This is a genomic window from Exiguobacterium sp. s161, from assembly GCF_018619045.1.
Classification (GTDB): domain Bacteria; phylum Bacillota; class Bacilli; order Exiguobacteriales; family Exiguobacteriaceae; genus Exiguobacterium_A; species Exiguobacterium_A indicum.
The window spans coordinates 146,671-169,492 of sequence record NZ_JACSNH010000001.1; the positions used below are offsets into that span (position 1 = coordinate 146,671).

At 41.6% G+C, this 22,822-nt stretch carries 9 protein-coding genes and 1 riboswitch; of the genes, 8 read left to right on the plus strand and 1 reads right to left on the minus strand.

The genetic code is table 11. From position 1 onward, the window contains the following. The first annotated feature begins 375 nt into the window (after positions 1–375). The 6 genes from KNQ14_RS00770 (at position 376) to KNQ14_RS00795 (ending at position 15,186) form a co-directional block, all read left to right on the plus strand. Positions 376–2,679, plus strand: a complete 2,304-nt coding sequence (locus tag KNQ14_RS00770; RefSeq protein WP_214859234.1) for a hypothetical protein — start codon at positions 376–378, stop codon at positions 2,677–2,679. A 574-nt stretch (positions 2,680–3,253) separates the two neighbouring features. After that, the gene (locus KNQ14_RS00775) at positions 3,254–5,014 is read left to right on the plus strand and encodes a hypothetical protein (protein WP_214859235.1); all 1,761 of its coding nucleotides are present in this window, start codon (positions 3,254–3,256) and stop codon (positions 5,012–5,014) included. 291 nt (positions 5,015–5,305) lie between these two features. Beyond that, positions 5,306–10,348, plus strand: a complete 5,043-nt coding sequence (locus KNQ14_RS00780; RefSeq protein WP_214859236.1) for a right-handed parallel beta-helix repeat-containing protein — start codon at positions 5,306–5,308, stop codon at positions 10,346–10,348. Positions 10,349–10,715: 367 nt separating this feature from the next. Then, a complete protein-coding gene (locus tag KNQ14_RS00785; RefSeq protein ID WP_214859238.1) occupies positions 10,716–11,291 on the plus strand; it encodes an S-layer homology domain-containing protein in 576 nt (191 codons plus the stop codon). A 225-nt stretch (positions 11,292–11,516) separates the two neighbouring features. Then, positions 11,517–14,498 (plus strand): hypothetical protein, encoded by a 2,982-nt coding sequence (locus KNQ14_RS00790; protein ID WP_214859239.1) that lies wholly within the window; start codon positions 11,517–11,519, stop codon positions 14,496–14,498. A gap of 526 nt (positions 14,499–15,024) precedes the next feature. Then, complete coding sequence (locus KNQ14_RS00795; protein ID WP_214859240.1) at positions 15,025–15,186, plus strand: hypothetical protein; 162 nt, start codon at positions 15,025–15,027, stop codon at positions 15,184–15,186. Positions 15,187–15,348: 162 nt separating this feature from the next. Here the strand turns inward: KNQ14_RS00795 and KNQ14_RS00800 are convergent, their stop codons facing one another. Further along, on the minus strand, positions 15,349–15,534 hold the full coding sequence (locus KNQ14_RS00800; RefSeq protein WP_214859241.1) for a hypothetical protein: 186 nt from the start codon (positions 15,532–15,534) through the stop codon (positions 15,349–15,351). A gap of 205 nt (positions 15,535–15,739) precedes the next feature. Next, positions 15,740–15,816: riboswitch (cyclic di-GMP riboswitch) on the plus strand. A gap of 12 nt (positions 15,817–15,828) precedes the next feature. Here KNQ14_RS00800 and KNQ14_RS00805 point away from each other — a divergent pair. After that, positions 15,829–16,599, plus strand: a complete 771-nt coding sequence (locus KNQ14_RS00805) for a transglutaminase-like domain-containing protein (RefSeq protein WP_214859242.1) — start codon at positions 15,829–15,831, stop codon at positions 16,597–16,599. Positions 16,600–16,704: 105 nt separating this feature from the next. Next, the gene (locus KNQ14_RS00810) at positions 16,705–22,371 is read left to right on the plus strand and encodes a SpaA isopeptide-forming pilin-related protein (protein ID WP_214859243.1); all 5,667 of its coding nucleotides are present in this window, start codon (positions 16,705–16,707) and stop codon (positions 22,369–22,371) included. Positions 22,372–22,822: the final 451 nt, after the last annotated feature.

Consider the following 22,822-nt stretch of genomic DNA (forward strand, 5'->3'; position numbering starts at 1 on the left):
GCCGGAGATAAGTCAGAAAGGTATAAATGGGAGGACGAATGCATCAAACGCGGATAAGCCGGTGATTTGATCCGAATAGAGGCATGGTACGAAAAAGTATTACTATAGAAGAAACTCGTTACTTGTAAGTAATCTTCAGAGATAGTGTATTACCCTGATAAAAGATGACGCGACTCGTAAGTATTTCATATGAGAATCTGTCAGAGAGGAGATCGATTCTTAGAGGATTCGTTCAGGAATCGTACGAGTGGAAAGTATAGAAGGGACGGGTTTCGTTGGGGGTGTTCAGAAATCGTAGTATCACATGAGTTGGGGTAATCTTATGGGGATTAGGCGATTAACCTCAAGCAAATTGAAGTCACACTTAATAAAGATGTGGACAAAGATTTAGCTTCATTAACTGCTAATTATGAACTTAAGAAAGCTGACAATACTTCAATTGCTATTTCTTCTGCTGAAGTGGTAGATGGTAAAAAAGTAATCCTTACACTTAATACAGCTCAAGCACAGTCACTTGATGCAAAATTAACAGTTAAAAATCTTAAGGATTCAAAAGGAAAAAATATCGCTGAAGTAACAAAAGATGTTAAATTCCTTGATGTTGTAGCTCCGACAGTTGGAGAAATTAAAGTTGTAGCACCACGTGTAGTTCGTGTATATTTCTCTGAGCCACTTACAGCAATCCCTGCATTTAAATTAAATAATGGTGCTACGACAATTGTAAGTACACAATTAGCTTCAAGTGGATTATATGCGGATCTTACAATTGGACTAACTCCTGAAAATGGTTCTTCACATACACTCAATATTGTCGGTGGATCTGATTTTGCGACGTTTAAAGTTGAATCTGTAGATAAATCATTCGTTTACAATGCAGACACTACTGCACCAACAGCTACATTAGAAGTATTATCTTCTAGTCAAGTAAAAGTTAAATTTAATGAAGATGTTACGAATTTAAATGATGCGAATGTTGATTTCTATCATACGACTAAAGCATCTTCGTATAAGCTTACTAAAGGTACAATTTCTGGGAATGAAATTACGCTTACACTTCCATCAGGTCAAAAACTCCCTGAAGGTCCAGTTAAAGTAATTGTTGATTATTCTTCGGATAACGGTACGCAAATTCAAGATACTTTTGGTAATAAATTTGCAGAAGTTGAACTTTCAGGTTCTTACGTTGCTGATAAAACAGCTCCTACTGTTACAAATGTAGAAGGAAAATCAAGTAACACTATCGATGTAACATTTAGTGAAGAAGTTATTGGTGGAACAAATGTTTCCAACTATGCTTTGAAAGATTCGACTGGTGAAACAGTTGCTATTCAAAATGTTACTCGAGTAGATGCTTCTAAAAATATTTATCGAGTTACAACTACTAATCAATTAAACGGTGGTTCTTATAACCTTTCTATTAAAGGTGTTGAAGATACGTCTGGAAATAAATTAGCTGATGTAACTAAATCAGTAACTCTTGCTGATACGGTTCGTCCACAACTTGCTTCGAATCAAGTTCAATTATTATCATCTAAAAAAGTCCAAATTAATTTCTCAGAAGTAATGGACAAAGCATCAATTGAAAACAAGGCTAATTACTTGTTTGGTTCAGGTACTGACGCACTTGATAGTAAAGTAAAATTAACTGCTTCTAATAACAACAAATCAGTTATTCTAGACTTTACTGATGTAGAATCAGGACCACAGACTACTCCTAATGGTGCTAGTATTCAAGTGTTGCGAGTGGCAGATGTTGCTGGTAACTTAATCTTAGCTCCAACGACAACTGTAACTGTTCCTGCAAATGCTACAGCGCCATTGTTTGATAAAGCTGAAGTAACTGGTAAAAACTCTGTAAAACTCTACTTCAAAGAAGTAATTACAAATGCTGAAGCGGATGATTTCCTTGTTAAAGTTGGATCAGCATCTGCTACAGCTGCAGTTAATTTATCTAATGAAGTAGTTGATGGGAAATCAGTAATTACTCTTACTACTTCAAATGGAGTAAATGGTGATATGGCATCAGATCTTGTTGCTACACCAGTTGTAATTTCTACTGCATCTGCAGCTACAGTATCTGCTGTCAATGGCTACGGAACTAAAGTAGCATTAACAAATGTAACTGGAGCAGATGTCAAAGATAAATTTGCTGCATCTATTACAAATGCAGTCTTTGCAGATGATGCGGTCGCTGCAAACGATGATTTGCTTGTATTGACATTCTCTGAAAACCTATATGCAGCTTCTGTTCAAGAATCAGATTTTGCTGTAAATGGTCGTACTATCAAATCTCTAGTAGTTAGTAACAACACTGTTACACTTACTTTATCAAGTGATTCTAGTAATACTAGTGTCTTGCCAGCTACTGTATCTATCGTAGGGTCGATTGAAGATCTTGCTCGGAATGCTAAAACTGCTCAAACGTTTGAGTTAGTAACACCAGCTGCACCAAACGTTACACTGGCTCAAGGATCTGCTACTGGAGAAACAGCATTTACTAACTCTACTACAGCGATGGAATATAGCAAAAACGGCGCAGCCTACACTTCGTTTACAGCTAGTAACCAATCAATTCCTGCTAGTGCTGGTGATGTATTTAAAGTTCGTACTAAGAAAACGTCATCTACTAACACAAGTGCTGTTACAACATTAACTATTGCTGCTAGTGACATTAAATAAACCATCATAATGTTTATGGTTAAATGACTTAAATTAGAATATAGTTATCTAATTTAAGAAGACTCTCTATATATTGTATTTTAGTTTTAAAAAGTAGTGGTTTCTCAATGCGAGAATCCACTACTTTTTTTAGTATAAATATAATTTTTAAAGATTATTAAGTATTAGTGAATCAATTATCACTTGGAGACTTCACTAATCTAATACGATCAATTATTCTAATCTATAAAATCTATGGGTTTCGTGTAACGCTAATTCATTGATGTTTTTCATTCAGTAATCTTAACTAAAAATTTATAGAAATTATATTAACTTTCTCGACTATCATTTTAAATACTTTTAACTAAAGAAATAAATTTGAATATAGAGAGTTATAATTATGATAAATAATTAGTAAATAATAATAAATATACTTATATTTATTTAATGAAATAGGTTACTAATTTCTATGTATGAATATAAAAAATGCATAATTATTTTAGTTGATTGTATAAAAATAATTTTAAAATAGAATTTTATTATCCTTAAATACGTTAAACTATGAATGAAAGTTAGATAAAAAAGGATGATAGGCATGAGAAAAATAATGATGGTTTTACTTGGGGGAATCATATCTTTTGGAGGAGCATTACCTGTCGCAGCAGAAGTCACTGTACCATTAACAGGATCATTCGGATTATCGGGACAGTTTCAAATCGTCAAAGGACAAGAGCGCGTTTGGGAGTGGTCTTCCTATCAACAACTTAGTCTGATTGACCTTCAAAATGGAGAACGCATTCAGTCGCTCTCTGGTAGGGAATCATCGATTGAAGGATTCGATGTCTCGGACGATCAAAAACAACGTGTCGTAATAAAACAGGGAGTGCTTCATGTCTACAATGCTTTTGGAACAAAGGTTCAAGAAGTATCAGAGATTGTCGACAAGGAAGACAAGATTACGAAGTTCGTGGACGTCCAGTTCATTCCGAATACGCATACGGTCGTGTTACTAGCGAAGAATGGTGGGCACTGCCAACTTCTTTCGTATGATTTAGATGCGGAGCAACTCCTTAGTAGTCGTGGAACCAGTCCATACGGTCAATTGTTAACCGCACGCAATCATGTTGCCGTCGTCTATTCGTCTGCTGTATATCTCTATACCGCTGACTTGACGTATACAGGAGTCATCCATGCGAGAGAAGAAGATGGGATCGAGGCATTTGACATGAATGACGAGGGACTTCTCGTCATCGGAGAACAGGGAGTACCACAGCCCGACGTCTACGATTTGAATCATGGTCTTGAAAAGACACAGACGAATGAGCAGTTTGTGGTGGGAAGTGACGTTTCTTATAGTGACATTGCGATTGATGAATCAGGAACCTTCATTGCGGTCACCTCGTCCGGAAGTGATCGCCCCTTCTCGTTATTTGAACGAGAGACGGGACGGCGTATTTATACTTCTCTCGACCACAATCAAGATTTTTCCTATCAATCAGGTGTTGAACTCAGTAACAAAGCACGTTCCATCATCGTCGAAGGATCTAACCAGACGAACATTTACAGTGGAAAAGCATTATCGACACGACCGATCGCAATTCAAATACCAAAAGCTCGTCAACGCATAGGTCGAGGGGCTTCAGAAACGTTAGCACTTGAAGTCACGCGAGCTGACGGAAAGACTTCTCTCGTCAAAGCAGGTGTCATCTGGGAGACGGATCATCCAGAAGCAGCCTTCATTCAATCGGGGAAACTGCACGGTGAAGCAGAAGGAGACTATACCTTATCCGCGACCTATGAGGGGTTCACGGCGACTGTCACTGGTAAGGTCTCACCGCCAAAGCTATCGTCGCTAGAAGATATACCGTGGCTAGAGCGTCACCGCCAATCACTACTCGATCACGAATCGTTTGAAGGCTTACCGGTCCTGTCCTCGTCTTATTCGAAACTTAAAGGAACGAAGGGGAAGATGTTACTTTCGAAAGAGAAGGTGAATATGAACGGGAAATGGAAAGGAAGTGTCCTTGCTTCACGTTATCCACGCCCCTTAGAACATCAGCCGAATCGGATTGAGTTGCTGACGATGCTCCCAGCGCTTGAACAGCGCTCGATTTCAAAAAAGGAGATTCAGTCCGTCTTTGGTAAACCAGTGACCTCAACAACGTACGCTCCTTCCATTTCGCATCAGTTTTCAAAGTCCGATAAGACATTCGCGAAATACACCATCAAACGTGTCGATCGCTATCGCTTGAACGATCTCTCCGTAGAAACCTATTATGATAAAAAGGATATGGTACGATTCATCACAGTGAGTAAGCAATCCTCAGAAAAAGGGAAGCGAACGACTTTACCATGAGATTCTCGAATTCAATACATGAAGCAGGTGGCGCGTGCATACGTCACCTGCTATTTTATTTTCAAAAGAAATTATTCAGTTTTAATGAGTTCGCTTTCTAAATGCAATAAAATTTCGAAATGGTGGAAATGAACAATTTGATTTTTTTATCAACCTAGAAATAAAAAGTTTATAAAGGGATAATATGTAAAATATTAACCTTAAATGTATATACAAAGGCATTTCGTTCTCCTATTCTATTCATAGCATCATCACTATGGGTAGGAATACCTATCATCAGGAGGAAACGAAATGCCATCATCATTCCATCGGTCCATGACACAGGTCGCATTGGCGGCCACATTATTTTCCATCATTCCGACTCCCGTACTATCGGTACAGGCAGCGACGCAGCAATCGGTCAAACAAAAAACAGCGGGTAAGATGTTGAAGCTGAGCTCACTGACACGGATTGACCAACACTCTTTACAAATCGGGAAGAAGACCTATCAGCTCTCAAAAGCGCAAGGAGCATTCTTCCAAAAGAATAAACATATATTAAAACAAGCACGCCTGGCGTTTACCTACGACATAAAAGGACGTGTGTTACGACTACATACGATTGAATTGAATACTTCCGGAAAACCATCCAAATCAAACAAGAAACTGGAACGTAATCTTGTGTTGGAAGGACTTCAAACGACGCTGACAGGAAATCTAATCATCAACGCGGATTACGTAACGGTACGTAACATCAAGGCGGTCGAAGTGAATGTATCGGATCGAGCTAAGACGCTCGTAAAAATGACCGGCGTTCAATCGACGCGTCTGCTTCACGGCAGCAAGACGAACATGGCGACAAAACAGGCAATCACGAAACCGAAGCTGGAACTCGATCAAAGTACGTTCCAATCCGTTGAGTTGAATCGAAAAAATACTAACGTCCTCTTTGGTAATCAATCTCGCGTGAACAAAGTCGATGTCCGAGCGAACGGTACGTTACACATCCTGAAGGGACAAAAAATCTCTCGGATCAATACACAGGCGGATGTCAGTCAGTTAACAGTCAGCGGATCGATCGGGACGTTTGATTCCGAGTCCAAACAGTTAAGTGTTACCGGAACAACGAACATCGATCAACTGGTGACGAAGCGAAGTAATGCTACCCTTCACATGAATGTATCTGGTGACGTCAAGCAAGTGACAGCGGTCGGAGACCAGTCGCAGCTGCTGTTCGGAAAACAGATTACAGTAGAGACGCTCACTCTCGAAAAGTCAGCGCAGTATACAGGTACGAAGCCTGTGAATCGTGTGGATATCAAAGGCGGAACGGTGTTGCTCGATGCCCCTGTGATGCAACTACAAACGCTCGGCGAGACGGCATTGACGTTAGGTCAAAACATCATGATTGAAAAATTGATTGCGAATGCTTCACTCCAAGTCGGTGGTGGAAAAGGGATCGGCACACTGACGCTCGCTGGTGCTATGAAAGAGTTGACGCTGAACACGCCAACGAATGCGATGCAAGTTCAGACGACAGGAGCGACGCTCTCGATTAAAGGAACGGCACCGGTCGAAACCGTCACGCTCGACTCTTCTTCGGCAACAAGCATTGCGCTGCCGCATATAACGAAGATTGAAGAGACGGCAACGAATAAAGGAACAATCGACACAGGAACGACGGTCGTTGATGAGGTGAAGGTCGAAGAGACACGCGTCATTCCACCGACAAAACCTCCGGTCGATCCGCCAGCACCACCTCCTGTTACGCCACCTGTCACACCTCCAAGTGGTGGTACTGGCGGTGGAGGTGTCGAGACACCGCCGAGCTTCACACAACGCCTCAATACGTACTTGGGTAGCGCAAGTAGTGCGCGATTCGAGATCACGGAAGATGTGACAATTGACGGACGTAAGATGGCGACCGCAAAAACGTTTGATGTGCCAGAAGGTGTCACATTGACACTAACGGGAAACATACGTACGGATGATGGTGAACTCACGATTCGAGGTAAGGGGACGGTTGACGCTAAAGACGCTATTTGGAACATTGCAGAGTGCAAATCCGGACTCGCATTCTCGAACACGTTGACGTGGAAGACACCGTTGAATGTCGCGGGTCACATAGTACATCAGGATAGTGATTTGAAGCGACTCTATCACGCGGATAAGGTCATTGGATCAAGCCAAGAGTTAGCCGATGCCATCGCTAAACAAAACGAAACGAAACAAGCGGTACAGGGAGAACTTTGGTTCATTCAAAGTGGAGACTATGCTCTGAAACCAAATGAAAATATCACTCATGGTAATCAGACTGGATACTATTTCCCGATTGTTCAAAAGGGTCTTCGAATCATAGGGGGAAAACACACACGTCTCTTCGGTGATAAATTCAGTGAGAACGGTAACTGGGCGACTCAGAATCTGATTACGGTCATCGCGGATGGCGTCACACTTGAGAATATGACGATTATGTCGAAAGTTGATGTTAATAAAGTAATCGAAGTGATTGGCACGAACTTTACGTTACGTGATTCTCACATCATGCCGAATGCATTGGTCGAGACAGATGAAGCTGATCAGAATTTTGCTGGCAGCATTTACTTTAATACTGAAGAAAAAACAACGACAGCGACAATCGAGAATACAGAAATTGACAAGGGGAGAATCACGACAACTGGAGCAAGCCCGAACTTAACGCTTCGATTACAGGATGTCGATGTGAATTATGCGTATGCATCGGTTGAAGGAGATAAGTATTTTCCAATAATGAATACCAGTGGAGCAAATATCGAGGCAAACAATCTCAAGGTAACGTCATCGAACCGAAGTGCGGCGGAACTGACACCATTACTTGCGAATCTACCAGAAGGTACACGACTTGATTTGAACGACGGTACGTATGCCTTAGCAGAACAACTGACGATCACGAAAGGCATTACGATCAATGGATCAGGAGCTATCATGGAGCCGTCTGTTGCGTTCAATAAGACCGGTAAAAGACCGTTGGATAACCTTGTGTCGATCAATGAAGTGAACACACCAGTCCAATTGAATGGTCTGACGTTCCGAAAATCGTATGCGACAGGCGTACAAGCGTATCGTTCGTCGGACGTGACATTACAGGACATCAAGAGTGTTGAGAACGCGGCAGCCGGACTGATCGTCAACGGATCGAAGGTGACGGCAGAAGAATTGCGTACGTCAAAAAATGCTTGGTACGGTGTCAATGTCGATTCAGGTGTAAATGTGAATGAGGTTTCGGACTTCACACTGAAATCCGGTGTGCTGGAAGAAGAATACGAGGTTGTCTCAGATGTTGCCAATCAACAAGTACGCGTCAATCTTCCGACATCGTTCACAGAACATGCGATCGAAGGAACGACGAAGAAATACTGGTCGACTTCACAGGACAGACGCAATGGTGTTTATGTTGTCGGTTCGAAAGAGACGAAACAATACCCGACACCACAAGCAGCTGTGAGTGCCGCTGAAGCAGGTGATACGATTTTGATTAACGGCACGATAGCACTAAAGGAACAACTAGTCATCAATAAAGCGATTACCCTAAAAGGGGAACAGAATGGTCGCTTGATGCCAGCAACGAATTTCAAGATCGTGCAAGCGGACGGTAAGGACTACAATCCATCGAAGAACCTGGTCTCCATCGAAAACGTCACAGAACCTGTCTCGATTCAAAATCTGACGATTGAGAAATCACTTCGTTCTGGTATCCAGGCGTATCAATCAAAAGACGTAACACTGGACCAAGTCAAGCTCTTAAACAACACAGCGGCAGGACTAGTCGTCAATGGATCAATCGTTACAGCAAACGGACTCGAAACGGAGGGGAATCTCTGGTACGGAGTCAACGTCGATCAAGGCACAGGTGTCGCGACACAGGCGAAATTCATTTTGAATCGAGGAAAACTATTAGAAAAATTGGCAGTCTATGCGGATAAAGGTCTAATCCAAGGTAAGATTGAAATCGATCTCGGTGAGAACGGAAATGATTACTACCGCGTGCAAGGCGAAAAGGGAGTAGCGTACTGGAATGAGCTGCCGAAAGGTGTCTATGTACAATCCATTACTGGATCAGAACGTCAGTTGGTGAGTCATCAAACGTTGAATGAAGCTATTTTAAAAGCAGGAGCGGGCGATACGGTCTGGCTCAATGGAGATGCGAAAGTCATGACGCAAGTTTTGATCAATAAGGCGCTAAACATCCGATCTTTCAATGGTCGAGCACAAATCACGCCATCTGAAACATTCTTAAAGACGACAGACGTCAACAGCGAGAACTTGATCACGATCGATGCAGGAAATGGAGCCGTCCTACTTGAGAATCTGGACGTCGTGAAGTCGGCTCGAAACGGGATTAACGTCTATCGTTCTTCAAACGTCAGCCTTAAAAATGTCACGAGTCGGGACAATGAAGCAGCTGGTTTGATCGTCAACGGTTCGACGGTCAAGGGCCAGCCATTCCATACATCGGGAAACAAATGGTACGGGGTGGGTGTAGCTCCAGGCAAGGGAGTGAAAGAATCATCCATCTTTAAATTAGAGAGCGGGAATCTGGCAGAAGAATATGCGATCGTTGCGAGCCCTTCTGACACACGAAATGTTTCAGTGACAGGGGATTATACAGAGCATAAAGTGGAGGGGACATCGTCGTATTGGACGAAGCGTGACGCAAAGCGACTTCCAGGATTCTATCTTGAAAATAAAAGCACTACCCGACAATTTCTGACGTTACATCAAGCAGTGAAAGCCGCACAAGCGGGGGACACGGTCATCGTCAATGGTCAACATCTCTTACATGAACAGCTCGTGTTGGATAAAGCGATCACGCTTCAAGGCGAGAATCATGCACAGTTAGGACGGACAGACTATTTCAAGTCACAAACGAGTTCGGCGACACATCTTCTATCGATCGTCAATGTGAAAGAAGCAGTTCAAGTAAAAGACATGATCATCGAAAAATCAACCGGGAGCGGCATCAACATTTATCGATCCCAAGACGTGACGCTTACGAACGTGACAAGTCGCGATAATGCCAATGCTGGTATCATCGTCAATCGATCGCGTGTAACAGCAAATAACGTCAATACATCTGGAAATTACTGGTGCGGTATCAATGTCGCATTAGGCAGTGGAACGGATTCTGACTTACCCGCTCACTTGATCTTCAAGAGTGGTCGACTCGAGGAAGTAGGACAGATCGTCTCTGAGGATTACGTAGAAGGGAATAACAACGTAATCGTCGAGGCAGAAGGATTTAAAATACAGACGCCAAAAGTTGATCTGAAATTCACGTATTGGACGGATAAAATAACAGATACACAACCGCGGTAATTTGATTAGCCACCTTGAATACAGGGTGGCTTTTTCTAATTATGTGATGTATGGGAATTATTTTAATGGGATGCAATCAAAAAACTAAAAATAGATTTCCACTATAAAAAGAGTACTCCGGAAATCGTGCTTCGAGAGTTGATACCGTGAAGTAATTCCTTAGTGTGAAGCCTATGCAAGTTCTTAGGCATATACATAACCGAGTATTTCGAATCAGGGTTTATCGAATACCTCATCATGTTGAAGAAATAATTTAATATATTTAAAAAAACGATTTACCTTTAAATGTAATGAAAAGACACTTTTAATCATGAAGTCGATATGATTAAAAGTGAATAAAAAGTAGAAGAGAGGAAGTGGCTCATTCATGAAAAATAAGCCGGCATTTAAAGCTTCATTGGCAGCTGTTTTAGCATTCAGTGCGCTACAACCTGCTATGGTTGCAGGAGCTAGTCAAAAAATAACGGATGTCAAAAAAGGAACGAAATACTATGAAGGCGTTCAATTCTTATTAAAAAACAAAGCGATTCAAGGGAACCATTTTTATCCGGATCGTTATTTAACACAAGAGGCAGCTGTTCAGATGCTATCTAAAATTTGGAAAGTAAAGGCGGCAAAACCTCAAAAAGGAGTCTTCACGAATATTCCAAAGACATCAAAGTTATATCCGCTTTTACATGGCATGGTAGCGAGAGGAATCCTTGAAAAATCGAAGACATTCGATAAGAAACAATTGGTTCAACGGTCCGAGTTGCTCGAATGGAGCCAGCGCGCTTTCCGACTAAAACCGACGAATGTTCAACCGTATCAGGATGTGTCCATTACTTCGTCGACAGGGAAGGCAGTTTCCTCGTTGAGTACCTTCTCGTTGCTACATCATATCTATCCAGGTACTCAATTGAAGCCAGGTCAAGCAGTCAAGCGTGGGGAATTCGCACAGTAGAGCCACTTGCTCTCTAAACGAAAATCTGTCCCGATGACAATCGAGCGTGCGACGGATAAAACGGTCGTCATCAATGGTTTGACCTACACGTTTGATAAAAAATGGGAGGGTCTCTTTCAATCATCGGCGCTGAAAAAAGCTACGATTCTCTTCACTGCCGACAAAGGAAAGATCACAGCGATTGATCAGCTAACAATCACGCAAGGAGGCAGTGAGAAGACACCTGTGATTTTAAATGGAGCAGGTGCGATGATTCCTCGCTTGACAATCAAGACGGATAACGTAAAAGTTCAACAGCTTGAAGTAGAGCGATTGGTCGTTCAGGAACAGGCTAAGAAGAATGTGACATTCAATCGCGTCAAGGTAACGGGAAAGGTTCAAATTGAATCGAATACTTCTGCGCAGAAGCAAGATCTTACTTCGTCTCATCTCGTTCGACAAGCGGGTCCGATGACATCGATGGCTAAATCTCGTGTTATATCGAGTAACTCAGAAGTCATTAAGAGCTACAACGGTGCAAGTGTCATCTTCATCAACTCAGATGTCGAAGAACTCGTTGTCACGCATCCGAACACGTCTGTAATCGTCTCGAATGGTGCGAAAATCAAGAATGTCATCCTTTCAGCTAATGCACGGATCGAGACTAACGAAGGTGCCGTTATTGAGCAATTAATCATTAAACGAGGGACACTTTATGCTGAAGTGGACGGTACCGTACAAAATTGTCGACTTGAAGCGCCGGTTGAATTGGAAATCGTCCAAGATGCGACTATCCAGAATCTAACGACTGCCGAAGAAGCGACGATTCAAGGGAATGGAAAGATTGACCACATGAGTATTGCAGATGGATCGAAATCAGTTGAAGTGAATATTGCGATTCGTCAACTAGAAGTCTTAACCGCAGAGAAAATCGAGCTAATCGGAACGCCTAAAATTGATAAACTGACGATTGGAGAATCTGCAACATCTGTCGCATTGAAGATTGAATCAAATATCCCGGAAGTCATCATTGCGTCAAAAGAAGTAAAAATGGATGTCGGAACAGGTGTACAAATTACTTCATTGAGTATTCCGGCAGGATCAAACGTCACAGATCTGATTACGAATTATGATAAAGTAGATGAACAAATCAAAAATCCACCAATTATCATTCCGCCAACAACGGGCGGCGGAACGACTCCACCAACAACGGGTGGCGGAACGACTCCACCAACAACGGGCGGCGGAACGACTCCACCAACAACGGGTGGCGAAACGACTCCACCTCAAACCAAAATTTCGGATGAACTGGATCAAGTACTGGATATGAAAAGTGATCGATATGCAGTTTTTGATTTGACGGAAGAACTACTTGATAAATTGATTGAGTCCAAAGAAATCGAGTCCTATCAACCGGAATTGATCAATGATTATCGAATGTACATTCAAAGTATGGACATTGAGGAATTAAATAGTGCAGAAGATGTTAAACGTGTTTTACGAAAAGTAAAAGAACTCAAAGAAATTCACGTGTCTAAAGAACAATCGCTCACGCTTACTCCCGTTGCGTCAAAGTGGGATGATAGCGAGCGATACTATTTATCATTCAACGAACCAGATATCGTACGGTCCTATTTCAAGAGAAATGGAAATCTAGTACGGATGGAACGATATGAAGATGGAAGATACTCTAATTATTTTGGTGATTTAGAAAAAGTAGAACAAGGATATCGGATGTGGTCTTCTAATCATTACGATGAAGTTATATTTGAAAAGAAAGACGGTTCATATAGCCATTTGACGATGGATCAGACTGACAAAAAGGACGATATGGTCTATCTCACTCAATTCAATGGAAAAGACATCATTGTACCAAATATGCAATATCAAGGAGAGATCAATCAAATCGATCCAGAAGATATGAGTTATTCATATCTGGATTTCGATCGTTTCATATATTACGAAATTCCACAGATGAAAAGTAGTGTGGATATCGATCATGACGGTCGACAGGTTGATAATGGTATCGATCGTATGTTTTCATATCGGAATGAAGAAGAAGGAAAGGCAATCATTGGTATATTGAAATCCCTATATGAAGATGGACAATTCAAAGGCGACTTGTTAATTCCGGGATATGCACCTACTCCGTTCGAGAGTAAAATCGATTTCAAAGATATTGACCAGACGAAACCGTTCCAATTCATTTTCGAAAGATACGGTCGTGAAGCATTGTTAAATCGATTAGGATTTGAACTGAGCGATGAGAGCATCTCTTACCCAATCAATCTCGAGACAATCGATGGTCAGACAATCGAGATGAAAGATGTCGACATTCAACGCATACCGAATCGTGACGGTCAAGCTTTGGATGAAGAAGATACGGTTCTCTCTATAGATTCAAACGAATTGAAGATTGACTTGAAAAAGAGTGGGAGTGACACATATCTTATTAAATTGGGAGACTTTGAACAAGAATTATCCATCGATGTCTTTGAGAGGTTCGAAACAAAAGCTATTCCAGTCAATAAGATAAAATCAAAAGAGATGGCTTTAGAGTGGATGCGTAGAGCGATTCTTTTGAATGATGTCTCATCACTACCGATTGAACTTTTCCGAAAGATTGATCCTAGCTATACTGCTGAAGGACTGCCTATCTATCAGGCAATGCTTGAACAAATCGATGATGAAAAAGCAGGAGATTTAACTCATTTTCAAGAAGAAAGCAATCTTTTAAATCAAAAATTGGTTCAATTGCGTGAAACAAAAAATGAAGATTTTAAAGTGCTAAACCCTTCATGGATTCTAAATGAATCAGAAAATCCTCATCTATTTACTGGTGGCGATGATGTTTTGTTTGTGAAAGAACCAAATGGTACATTTAATACGAGAAACGGCTTTAATATGAGTCTCGAAAAAATTAATGATCGATACTTTACGAATCGCTATCCTTTGGATCTTGAGCGGAGTGGTTCATATGAGTATTATCAGTTCAGTCAAGATACGAAAACGATTGAGCGTTTACAGATAGAATTCGGAACAACTAAAGATAATTTACGCGAGGTGCTTCGCATCAATGGGATTTCAGTTGCGGAATTCCTTGAAAAAAATGCTTCATCAGATAACACGGATCAAGAAACAGATCCTACTGATTCAGAGAACGAACCAACTGATGATGGAGACACAAATGTACCAATTGATGAAAATATAGTACAGTCTAGTAATTGAAGTAATTGCGCATAGATTAACTACTAATTGATTTTATTTGAGGAAAATAAAGTCATTAAATAAAAAAATACGATGATTTGGTATGCAAATTTCAAAGTCATTTATTCAAGAACAGCTAATCGCTGGATCTGAATGAATGGCTTTTTTTATTACATTAGAAACTAAATCATATCAACCACCAGTTATCTGAATCAAAAAGATTCATTTAAAGTAAAATGAAAGAATACATAAAATTATCAAAATCCCTATTAATTTATATATTTCAAATGAAATATTTAAATAAACACAATTTGGTAATGAAATCAATTTGAGCTATTAGTTTCATTATGAAGGGACTGTTTCGAAAGACGGAAAATTCCTTTTGAAAATAACTTCCATTTATACGTCCAAGACACGAGCCAATGATTACTCAGGAAACAATATGCGTTTAGAAACTAAGAACATTCTGAAGTATGACCACTAATTAACGGATGAGACAGTATCGGCGATTCAGATTCCGAATATCAGTGACTCAAAGTGCGAAGTCTTGTTTAAATCTGACATTTTACCGGGGATTGAAATGGAAGGCGTCATGATCTACCCAACGGTCGAAGAAGGAACGACAAGCGTGAAACTATTGATTGATGCTTCAAACGACAACTATGATATTGATTTCGCACCGTATACGTTCGAGATCCCAGTCAAATAAGTGTGTTTTATAGTAGTACTCAAAGCGATAGTACTCGGTTGATGACCGAATACTATCGCTTTTTCTGTAATACCTTATTCATTACGATCAAACATAGCAATTAAAAAACGACCTGAAATCCTATCATGTGAGGATTTCAGGTCGTCATATTAGAGAGAAGCATTAATGTTTATGTTTTGCTTTATCTTGAGTGATTAAACGAAACTCGTACAAGAAAACGGAAAGAATCACGACAATCAGAATCGCAGCAAAACTAGTTCCTTTTGGTAAGTCGAGTGTAAAGATGACGATGGATGTGAAGATGACGATCAATAAAGAAATCAAATAGTCTTTTTTTCGATTTGACATACGTTCACTCCTTAAAGATTTGACGTAGCCACTGATTTTACATTATTTAGTATAACATATTAATCAGATTATTCTTGTGAGTGAGGTAGTTCTTCATAAAACGGGGTAATTATAGAGTGAAGAAATAAAAAGCAGTATTTACCTAATTTTAAAGTGAAATTGAAATTTTTTTCTTTTAATATGTTACTTTTATCCTGTATGACCTCACTGATAACGGCAAAGCTCAGCGAAAGCTAGTGACGCAAAACTATAGGGCCTTTCACATGGCAGCCAGTTCCCAAAGGAGTGTATCTCATGAAAAAAATCTTTTTCAGTATTTTGTTTTTATTGTGTCTTCAATTGGTCGTATGTGAAACATCAATCATGGCAGCTCCTCGCATGAAAGTGGAGACGACGACAGGAAAAGTCGATGTCACGGTTTCAAAAAACGAGACGGGCTATCTGAAGCTTGAAATCAGAAACGGTCTTCAAGTCAGACATTACGATTTATTCAAAGGCAGTAATCATTTTAATCTCCTCTTTGGTAATGGAACATATACGCTCTCCACCTTCCACTCAACAGATGGAAAGCGATATAAACGAACAGCACGTGAATTTTTCAGTGTGCAACTGAAACAAGAAACGGCGCCGTACCTCCATAACATTCAAAATATCATCATCAACGATCAGGTTTCTCGTCTTGCGACGTCCTTATCACGTCCATCCTATTCGATTTCTCAACAAACCCTTGCTACAAGCCGATATGTCCGTCAGCTCATCAAATATGACGCTAAAAAATTAAAGATGTTACCCGCTCGCTATCTACCTGATAACTCAGAGACGCTACGTACTAAACGCGGAATCTGTTATGACTTCGCCTCTTTGACAGCCGGATTGTTGCGGAGTCAGGGCATCCCGACGCGCCTTGTTATGGGTACTGCGAAAGGTATTAAAGGATATCACGCTTGGAATGAAGTTTATATCGAAGGAGACTGGCGAATCATCGATGTGACCCGCGACGTGACAGAACATAAGACGACGAATTATCAAAAACGATCTGATTATACGATGACACTTGATTACTAAGCACAATAAAGGCTCATACCTCTGACAGATCTTTTTCTGTTTCTGAGATACCTCCTGTTCTATAACTTGTGTGGTCTACGGACAATGAGTTAGGAGGAAACTTGCATGAGAGTATGGCTATCCATGATATTAGCGGTATTCCTCGTCTTGCAGCCCTTTGCAACGACAGGTCTCGTATATGCGACAGGTGATACACCTACCGCTTCCACAGAATTGACACCTGATGTTCAAGAACCGGAAGGAACATCGAGTGAAAATCAAGAAACTGAATCGGAGACGACCGTACCTGCTACGGAAGAAGCGTCTTCAAACCAAACTACTTCAGAGGAACCTGCAGCAGAGGGCTCTTCTTCAGATACTCCATCTGCAACCTCACCTTCTGCGGAGAAGAAGGAAGAGACCTCTGACGAGCCTGCTGCGACAGAGGAGTCGTCTGAGACGCCTTCTAATGCGAAGATGCTAGCATCCGAAAGTCCGACGAATGACAAAATCATGGTGATTACAGAAAATATATTAAATGACTACACCATCAAGACGACCACGAAAACCGATGATGAAGTGAATGTTGTTACGACGGATTCGCTTGTAGAAATCCAATACGACTGGTCGATTCCTGACGGACATAAGTATACGGACGGATCTACCTTTTCGTTTCAAATACCGAAAGAACTGAAAATCTATGAAGTCATCAAGGATCAATCGCTGAAATTCAGAGATGATTCCCTTGGCAAAGATGTTTCTCTTGGGACGTTCAACGTCGACTTTAATGGAAATGCGACGGTTACATTCAATGAGAAAATCAATGAATATTCGGAAATCAGAGGTAAACTCACCGTCTTGACACAAGTCAAGGAGACGGTCTCGATTTCTGAAGAAAAGACGATCACGATCACCCCGATCGTCGGAAAGGTATCCAAGGACATTCGGGTCGCCTTAAAAAACCCGGGTAAGGATATCGCGAAGAGTGGTATTGCGAATCGTGTATACAATCCAAATTCAATCAAATGGTCAGTTGAGCTGAATAAAGGATTAAAGGATATTACGAACGCGGTATGGACCGATCCTTTACCGGCGGGGTTAAAACTTGATACCGATAGCATCCGAATCGAACGTCTTGTTCTGAAAATGGACGGAACGATTGATCAAGTCGTGGATGTGACGAAAGACTATACGGTTGAGACGACAGGTGCTATTCGTATAGACTTCAAAACGATGAAAAATGCCTATCGGATCAGTTTTGATACGACGATTGAAAATGAAGAAGCGGCGTCATTCAAAAATGAGACGGCACTTACTGGAGATGGGCTCTCGAATATAACGGCAAGTGCGACTGTCGCGATCGGTCGAGGCGTCGAATTAGATAAGAAGGCGATTGATTATGATGATACGGAACAGATTATCACTTGGTCAGCTGACATCAACTACCGACAGCGTGATTTAAGTTCTCTTGTCGTCACGGATGACTTCACGAATACGCATGAATTATTGGATGAAGTGAAGTTGTATGAAATTGAGCTGAATGCGGACGGGAAAGAAAGTAAACGAACAGAAGTCCCAATAACGAGCTCACCGAGATCTGATACGGAAACGAACGGTTTTACCCTGACACTCCCGAAAAACGGGACGGCCTATCAGCTCGTCTATCAGACACGGGCAATCGACCGTCTATTTGCTTCGGGAACGGTCAGTAATACGATTTCTGTCAACGGTCTGACAGATAAAGCAGATCAGTCAGTCGGACAAGCCGTACTTCGTAAATCGCATAGTACACCAAACTACGCGACAGAGACGATTGGTTGGAAGATTGAATTGAATCGGGATAAGAAAGATATGCAGAACGTCGTATTGACGGATGATTTCACGAATGAAGGCTTAACGTACATTCCGGGTTCACTAAAAGTATCTGGTATGAGTGAGACGGATTATACGTTGACACCGACGACGAACGGTTTTATCCTGACATTCATCAATCCAGTCAAAGAAAAGTATGAGATTACGTACCAAACGGCATTCGATTATCAAAAGCGTGCAGATAAAAATAAAGCGTATCTTGAAAACGAAGCGACCGTCGAATTTAAAGATTTGAAAGGTGCGGATCGACAAATCAAGGTCGCAGATCGTGTCACGTTATCGAGTTACTCTTCGAACAATGGCTTCAAAGGTGGTACGTATAATGCCATCCAAAAAGAAATCACATGGACGCTTGGCGTTAACTATCATGAGTATGCGACAGATGCTTTGACTGTGACGGATACGTGGCAGGGAGAGCAAAAACTGCTCGAGCCTTCGTTCAAGGTCTCGAAATTGGTTCGTGGGGCGGGAGCGAATGAATATACAGCAACACAAACGATTCCAGCTTCTGCCTATACGGTCACTTTCGAGAAGGGAAAGTTCGTCCTGACATTCAATGAAAAGACGTCGGACGCGTACGTCATCACCTATAAAACATCAATCGATGGTACGTTCGTTCAGTCGGAGTATGAGAATCGGGCGCTTGTTACGGATGATAAAACGTTACTCGGTGACTTGAAAGCACGCGTTTCTGTCAAACATGGCGGTGAGTACGCTGATAAATCCGGCCAGCAGACAGGTAAGTTGATTGCTTGGCAGGTGAAGTTGAATTACGGTCAATCGACACTCCGGAATGTTGTCGTGACGGATCTTCCTTCGAACAATCAAGATGTCTTAATCGACTCTGTCAAGGTGTATCAGACGTCTGTCGCGACGGATGGGACAGTGTCAAAAGGAACCCTCTTGTCAAAAGATGCGTATACTGTGACGCAAGAAGATGAGATGGGAAAATTCACGCTTGCGTTCAAAGATGAAATCACACGTCCTTATATCATAGAATATGATTCCTTCATCGTTGCTGCCGTCGGTGCTTCCATTACGAATGAAGTGACGTTTACGGCTGATTCATTGTCAGAAGGCGTGACGACGAAGAAAACGTCGATCATTGTGGAAAAGACAAGTGGAATGGCGACAGCATCTGGTGAGACGGGTACGCTGACGATCAAAAAGACAGACGAGAGTGGCACGAAGATGCTTGAAGGTGCGACGTTCGAACTGATTGATGCAGAAAGTGGAAGAACCGTCCGAAAAGGAACAACAAACGGTCAAGGGACGTTGACCTTCAGTCGCCTTTTATATGGAGATTATAAGTTACACGAAACTAGTGCACCTTCAGGATATGTGATTGATCCATTAAAAAAAGAGACACCAATCAAGATTTCTAAGCCTGAGTCGAATCAAACTATCACAAACAAGAAAGTCCGCCAAGATGTCACGTTGATCAAAAAGTCTAAGAAAACGAACCAACCTCTTGCAGGTGCTGAATTTACGCTCTATGATTCGAACAATACGGCGATTCGGACGAACCTCGTGACGGATGCGAACGGTTCGTTGACGGTAGAAGACCTTTTACCAGGAACGTACTCTTTCGTCGAGACAAAAGCACCGGCTGGTCATTTGTTGGATCCAGCGAAGCAATCGTTTACAATCGTCAAGGATCAAGTAACCGCGAAGTCATTAACTGTCACGAATCAGGCATTCAAGTCAATTCAAATCACGAAGGTGGATGATGTGACGCAAGCGCCGCTTGCGGATACGACGTTCAAACTCGTTGATTCCGCCAATCAGACGATACGGGAGAATCTGAAGACGGATGCAAATGGAACGTTATTGATTGAGGACCTCGATCTCGGTGACTACCGCCTCATTGAGACAAAAGCGTCGGATGGATATATCCTCCTTGGACTCGGAAAATCATTCTCGATCAAACTCGACAGTCCAGATGTTCAGCAACTTCAGATTACGAACGAAAAACAAAAAGAAGTGCGTTTGACGAAAGTTGACGATCAGACGAAGACGCCGTTACAAGGTGCCGAATTCAGTTTGTATGATGCAGCAAATAATGAAATCCGGACGGGTCTTGTTACTGGAGCGGACGGAACCGTACTCGTCACGAAGTTGAATCCGGGAACGTATCATTTCGTTGAGACAAAGGCACCGAATGGTTACTTGTTAAACACGACTCGACAAGCCGTCACTGTCACGACAGGGCAACGTACGCCAAGCTTGATCACAGTGGAGAACGAACGCAAAAAGTCAGTGCGTTTAATCAAGACGGATGCGATGACCGGTCAACCGCTTGCGGATGCAGTCTTCTCTCTATTAGATGGCCAAGGGAACATTTTACAAACTAATTTGAAGACGAATACGAGTGGTGAAATCCTTGTGACAAATCTCGTACCAGGAACATATCGTTTCGTTGAGACGAGTGCACCTGGCGGCTATATGACGGACGGAACACCGTATGTCTTTACGCTCGTACGAGGAAATAATGATACTGCGATCGTCCGAGCAACAAACGATACATTTAAATCCGTTCGATTAACGAAAATCGATGCATTGTCCTCTGCCCGATTGATGGGAGCAGAGTTCTCGTTGATTAATGCGAGCGGAACAATCCTTCGGACAGGACTTGTGACGGACGTAAACGGTGAAGTGTATGTCAGCGGTCTTGTACCGGGAGACTATGCCTTCATCGAGACAAAAGCACCGAACGGTTATTTGCTTGATTCAAAACAACACGTCTTCACTGTATCGAGTCGTCAAAGTGTGTCGACACTCGTGACGGTGAAAAATGAACAGAAAAAAGCCGTTCGACTCTTGAAGACGGATGCGACGAATGGGAAGCGACTAGCTGGAACAGAGTTTACGCTTCAAAAATCTACTGGTGAGATCATCAAAGAAAAACTCGTGACGGATACGAACGGTGAGATCTACGTCAACGAATTATTACCGGGAAAATATGCGTTTATCGAGACTAAAGCAGTAGAAGGATATCAGTTAGATGCCACACCACGTCCATTCACATTGTCGACCGGAACGAATGAAGTCGTAACAATTGAGATGACGAACGATACGTTCAAATCGATTCGTCTGATCAAAAAAGATGGTACGGATGAAAGTCTGCTTTCGGGTGCGGAATTTAAACTATTGGATTCGAATGAACGTACCGTACGTGATCGTCTCGTGACGAATGATTCTGGTGAAATCCTCGTAACAGGACTGACGCCAGGAACATATCGCTTCATCGAAACGAAAGCACCTGCAGGATATGAGCTGGACACTACACCACACGATGTCGTGATTGACAAGAATCAAGCTGATATGGAGCAACTGATCCTCTTCAATGAACGACTCAAGACGCTCATCGTTCAGAAAGTGGATGATGAGTCCGGTGAAGCCTTGAAAGATGCAACATTTGAATTACAGGATGCACAAGGAAAGCGTGTTACTCGTGTAACGACAAACGAAAAAGGAGAAGCACGTATTTCGAATCTTGTTTCCGGTGAGTATACCCTTATCGAGACGCAAGCACCTGTCGGTTATCTGTTAGATTCTGAACCACGGACCATTCGTCTGAAAAGTGGCGGGGAAGCCGTCGTTCGTGTCACGATAACGAACACGATTGATCCGGATTATGAATTTGAAGACGAGGATACGCCAGGTGGTTCAGGTGATCCAAAAGATCCAAGTAACCCAAAGGACACCACACAACCGGATGATCCGAAAACGCCTCACAAACCAAATGGGGGAACAGATACACCGAACGATGATGGGACTAGACCATCGAATTCAAGCGGCCTTCCTCAAACGGGTGAGTCCGAGCCATTCAGTACTCAGCCTATTGGATTCTTGCTTGCGGCATTTGGAATTCTTCTACTGTCTCTAAATAGAAGAAAAAAGAGTCAACGCGAAGGTTAAAGAGAGAAAGATAAGAATAGAATTACAAAAAGCTGTCCCGACGTATGTCGAGACAGCTTTTTATTGTATCTGACATTGGGAAAGATGAATCAACGGAAGGGTAATAAGAAGACAAGGATACTAAAGATAATCACAGCTAAAGAAGGTAGGTAACGCGTTAAACGATTCATGAATAGTAGCTCCTTTTAATTAGAAAATTGAGGAATTAAATTCGGTTTAAAACCAAATAATGTAACCTTCTTTAGTTTAAAGGAAAAAGTCTTTGATTATAGGCTCTGATTAACTTTTTATGGAAATGTGTTTTTGGATTAACTCACATTTAAGATAATTCTTTTAAATCTAAATAGGAAAGAGGTAAGAAGAAAAGAAATGATGTAGCTAAATACATATAAAAATAAGTAGCTATAAATTATTTGAATATAAAGAAATTTGATCATTATATTGTTAATAA

Bases quoted from the DNA above. Each gene is read 5' to 3' on its own strand.
- KNQ14_RS00800 (WP_214859241.1), bottom strand. From the start codon at position 15,534: ATGTCAAATCGAAAAAAAGACTATTTGATTTCTTTATTGATCGTCATC.
- KNQ14_RS00810 (WP_214859243.1), top strand. From the start codon at position 16,705: ATGAGAGTATGGCTATCCATGATATTAGCGGTATTCCTCGTCTTGCAG.
- KNQ14_RS00785 (WP_214859238.1), top strand. From the start codon at position 10,716: ATGAAAAATAAGCCGGCATTTAAAGCTTCATTGGCAGCTGTTTTAGCA.
- KNQ14_RS00775 (WP_214859235.1), top strand. From the start codon at position 3,254: ATGAGAAAAATAATGATGGTTTTACTTGGGGGAATCATATCTTTTGGA.
- KNQ14_RS00780 (WP_214859236.1), top strand. From the start codon at position 5,306: ATGCCATCATCATTCCATCGGTCCATGACACAGGTCGCATTGGCGGCC.
- KNQ14_RS00805 (WP_214859242.1), top strand. From the start codon at position 15,829: ATGAAAAAAATCTTTTTCAGTATTTTGTTTTTATTGTGTCTTCAATTG.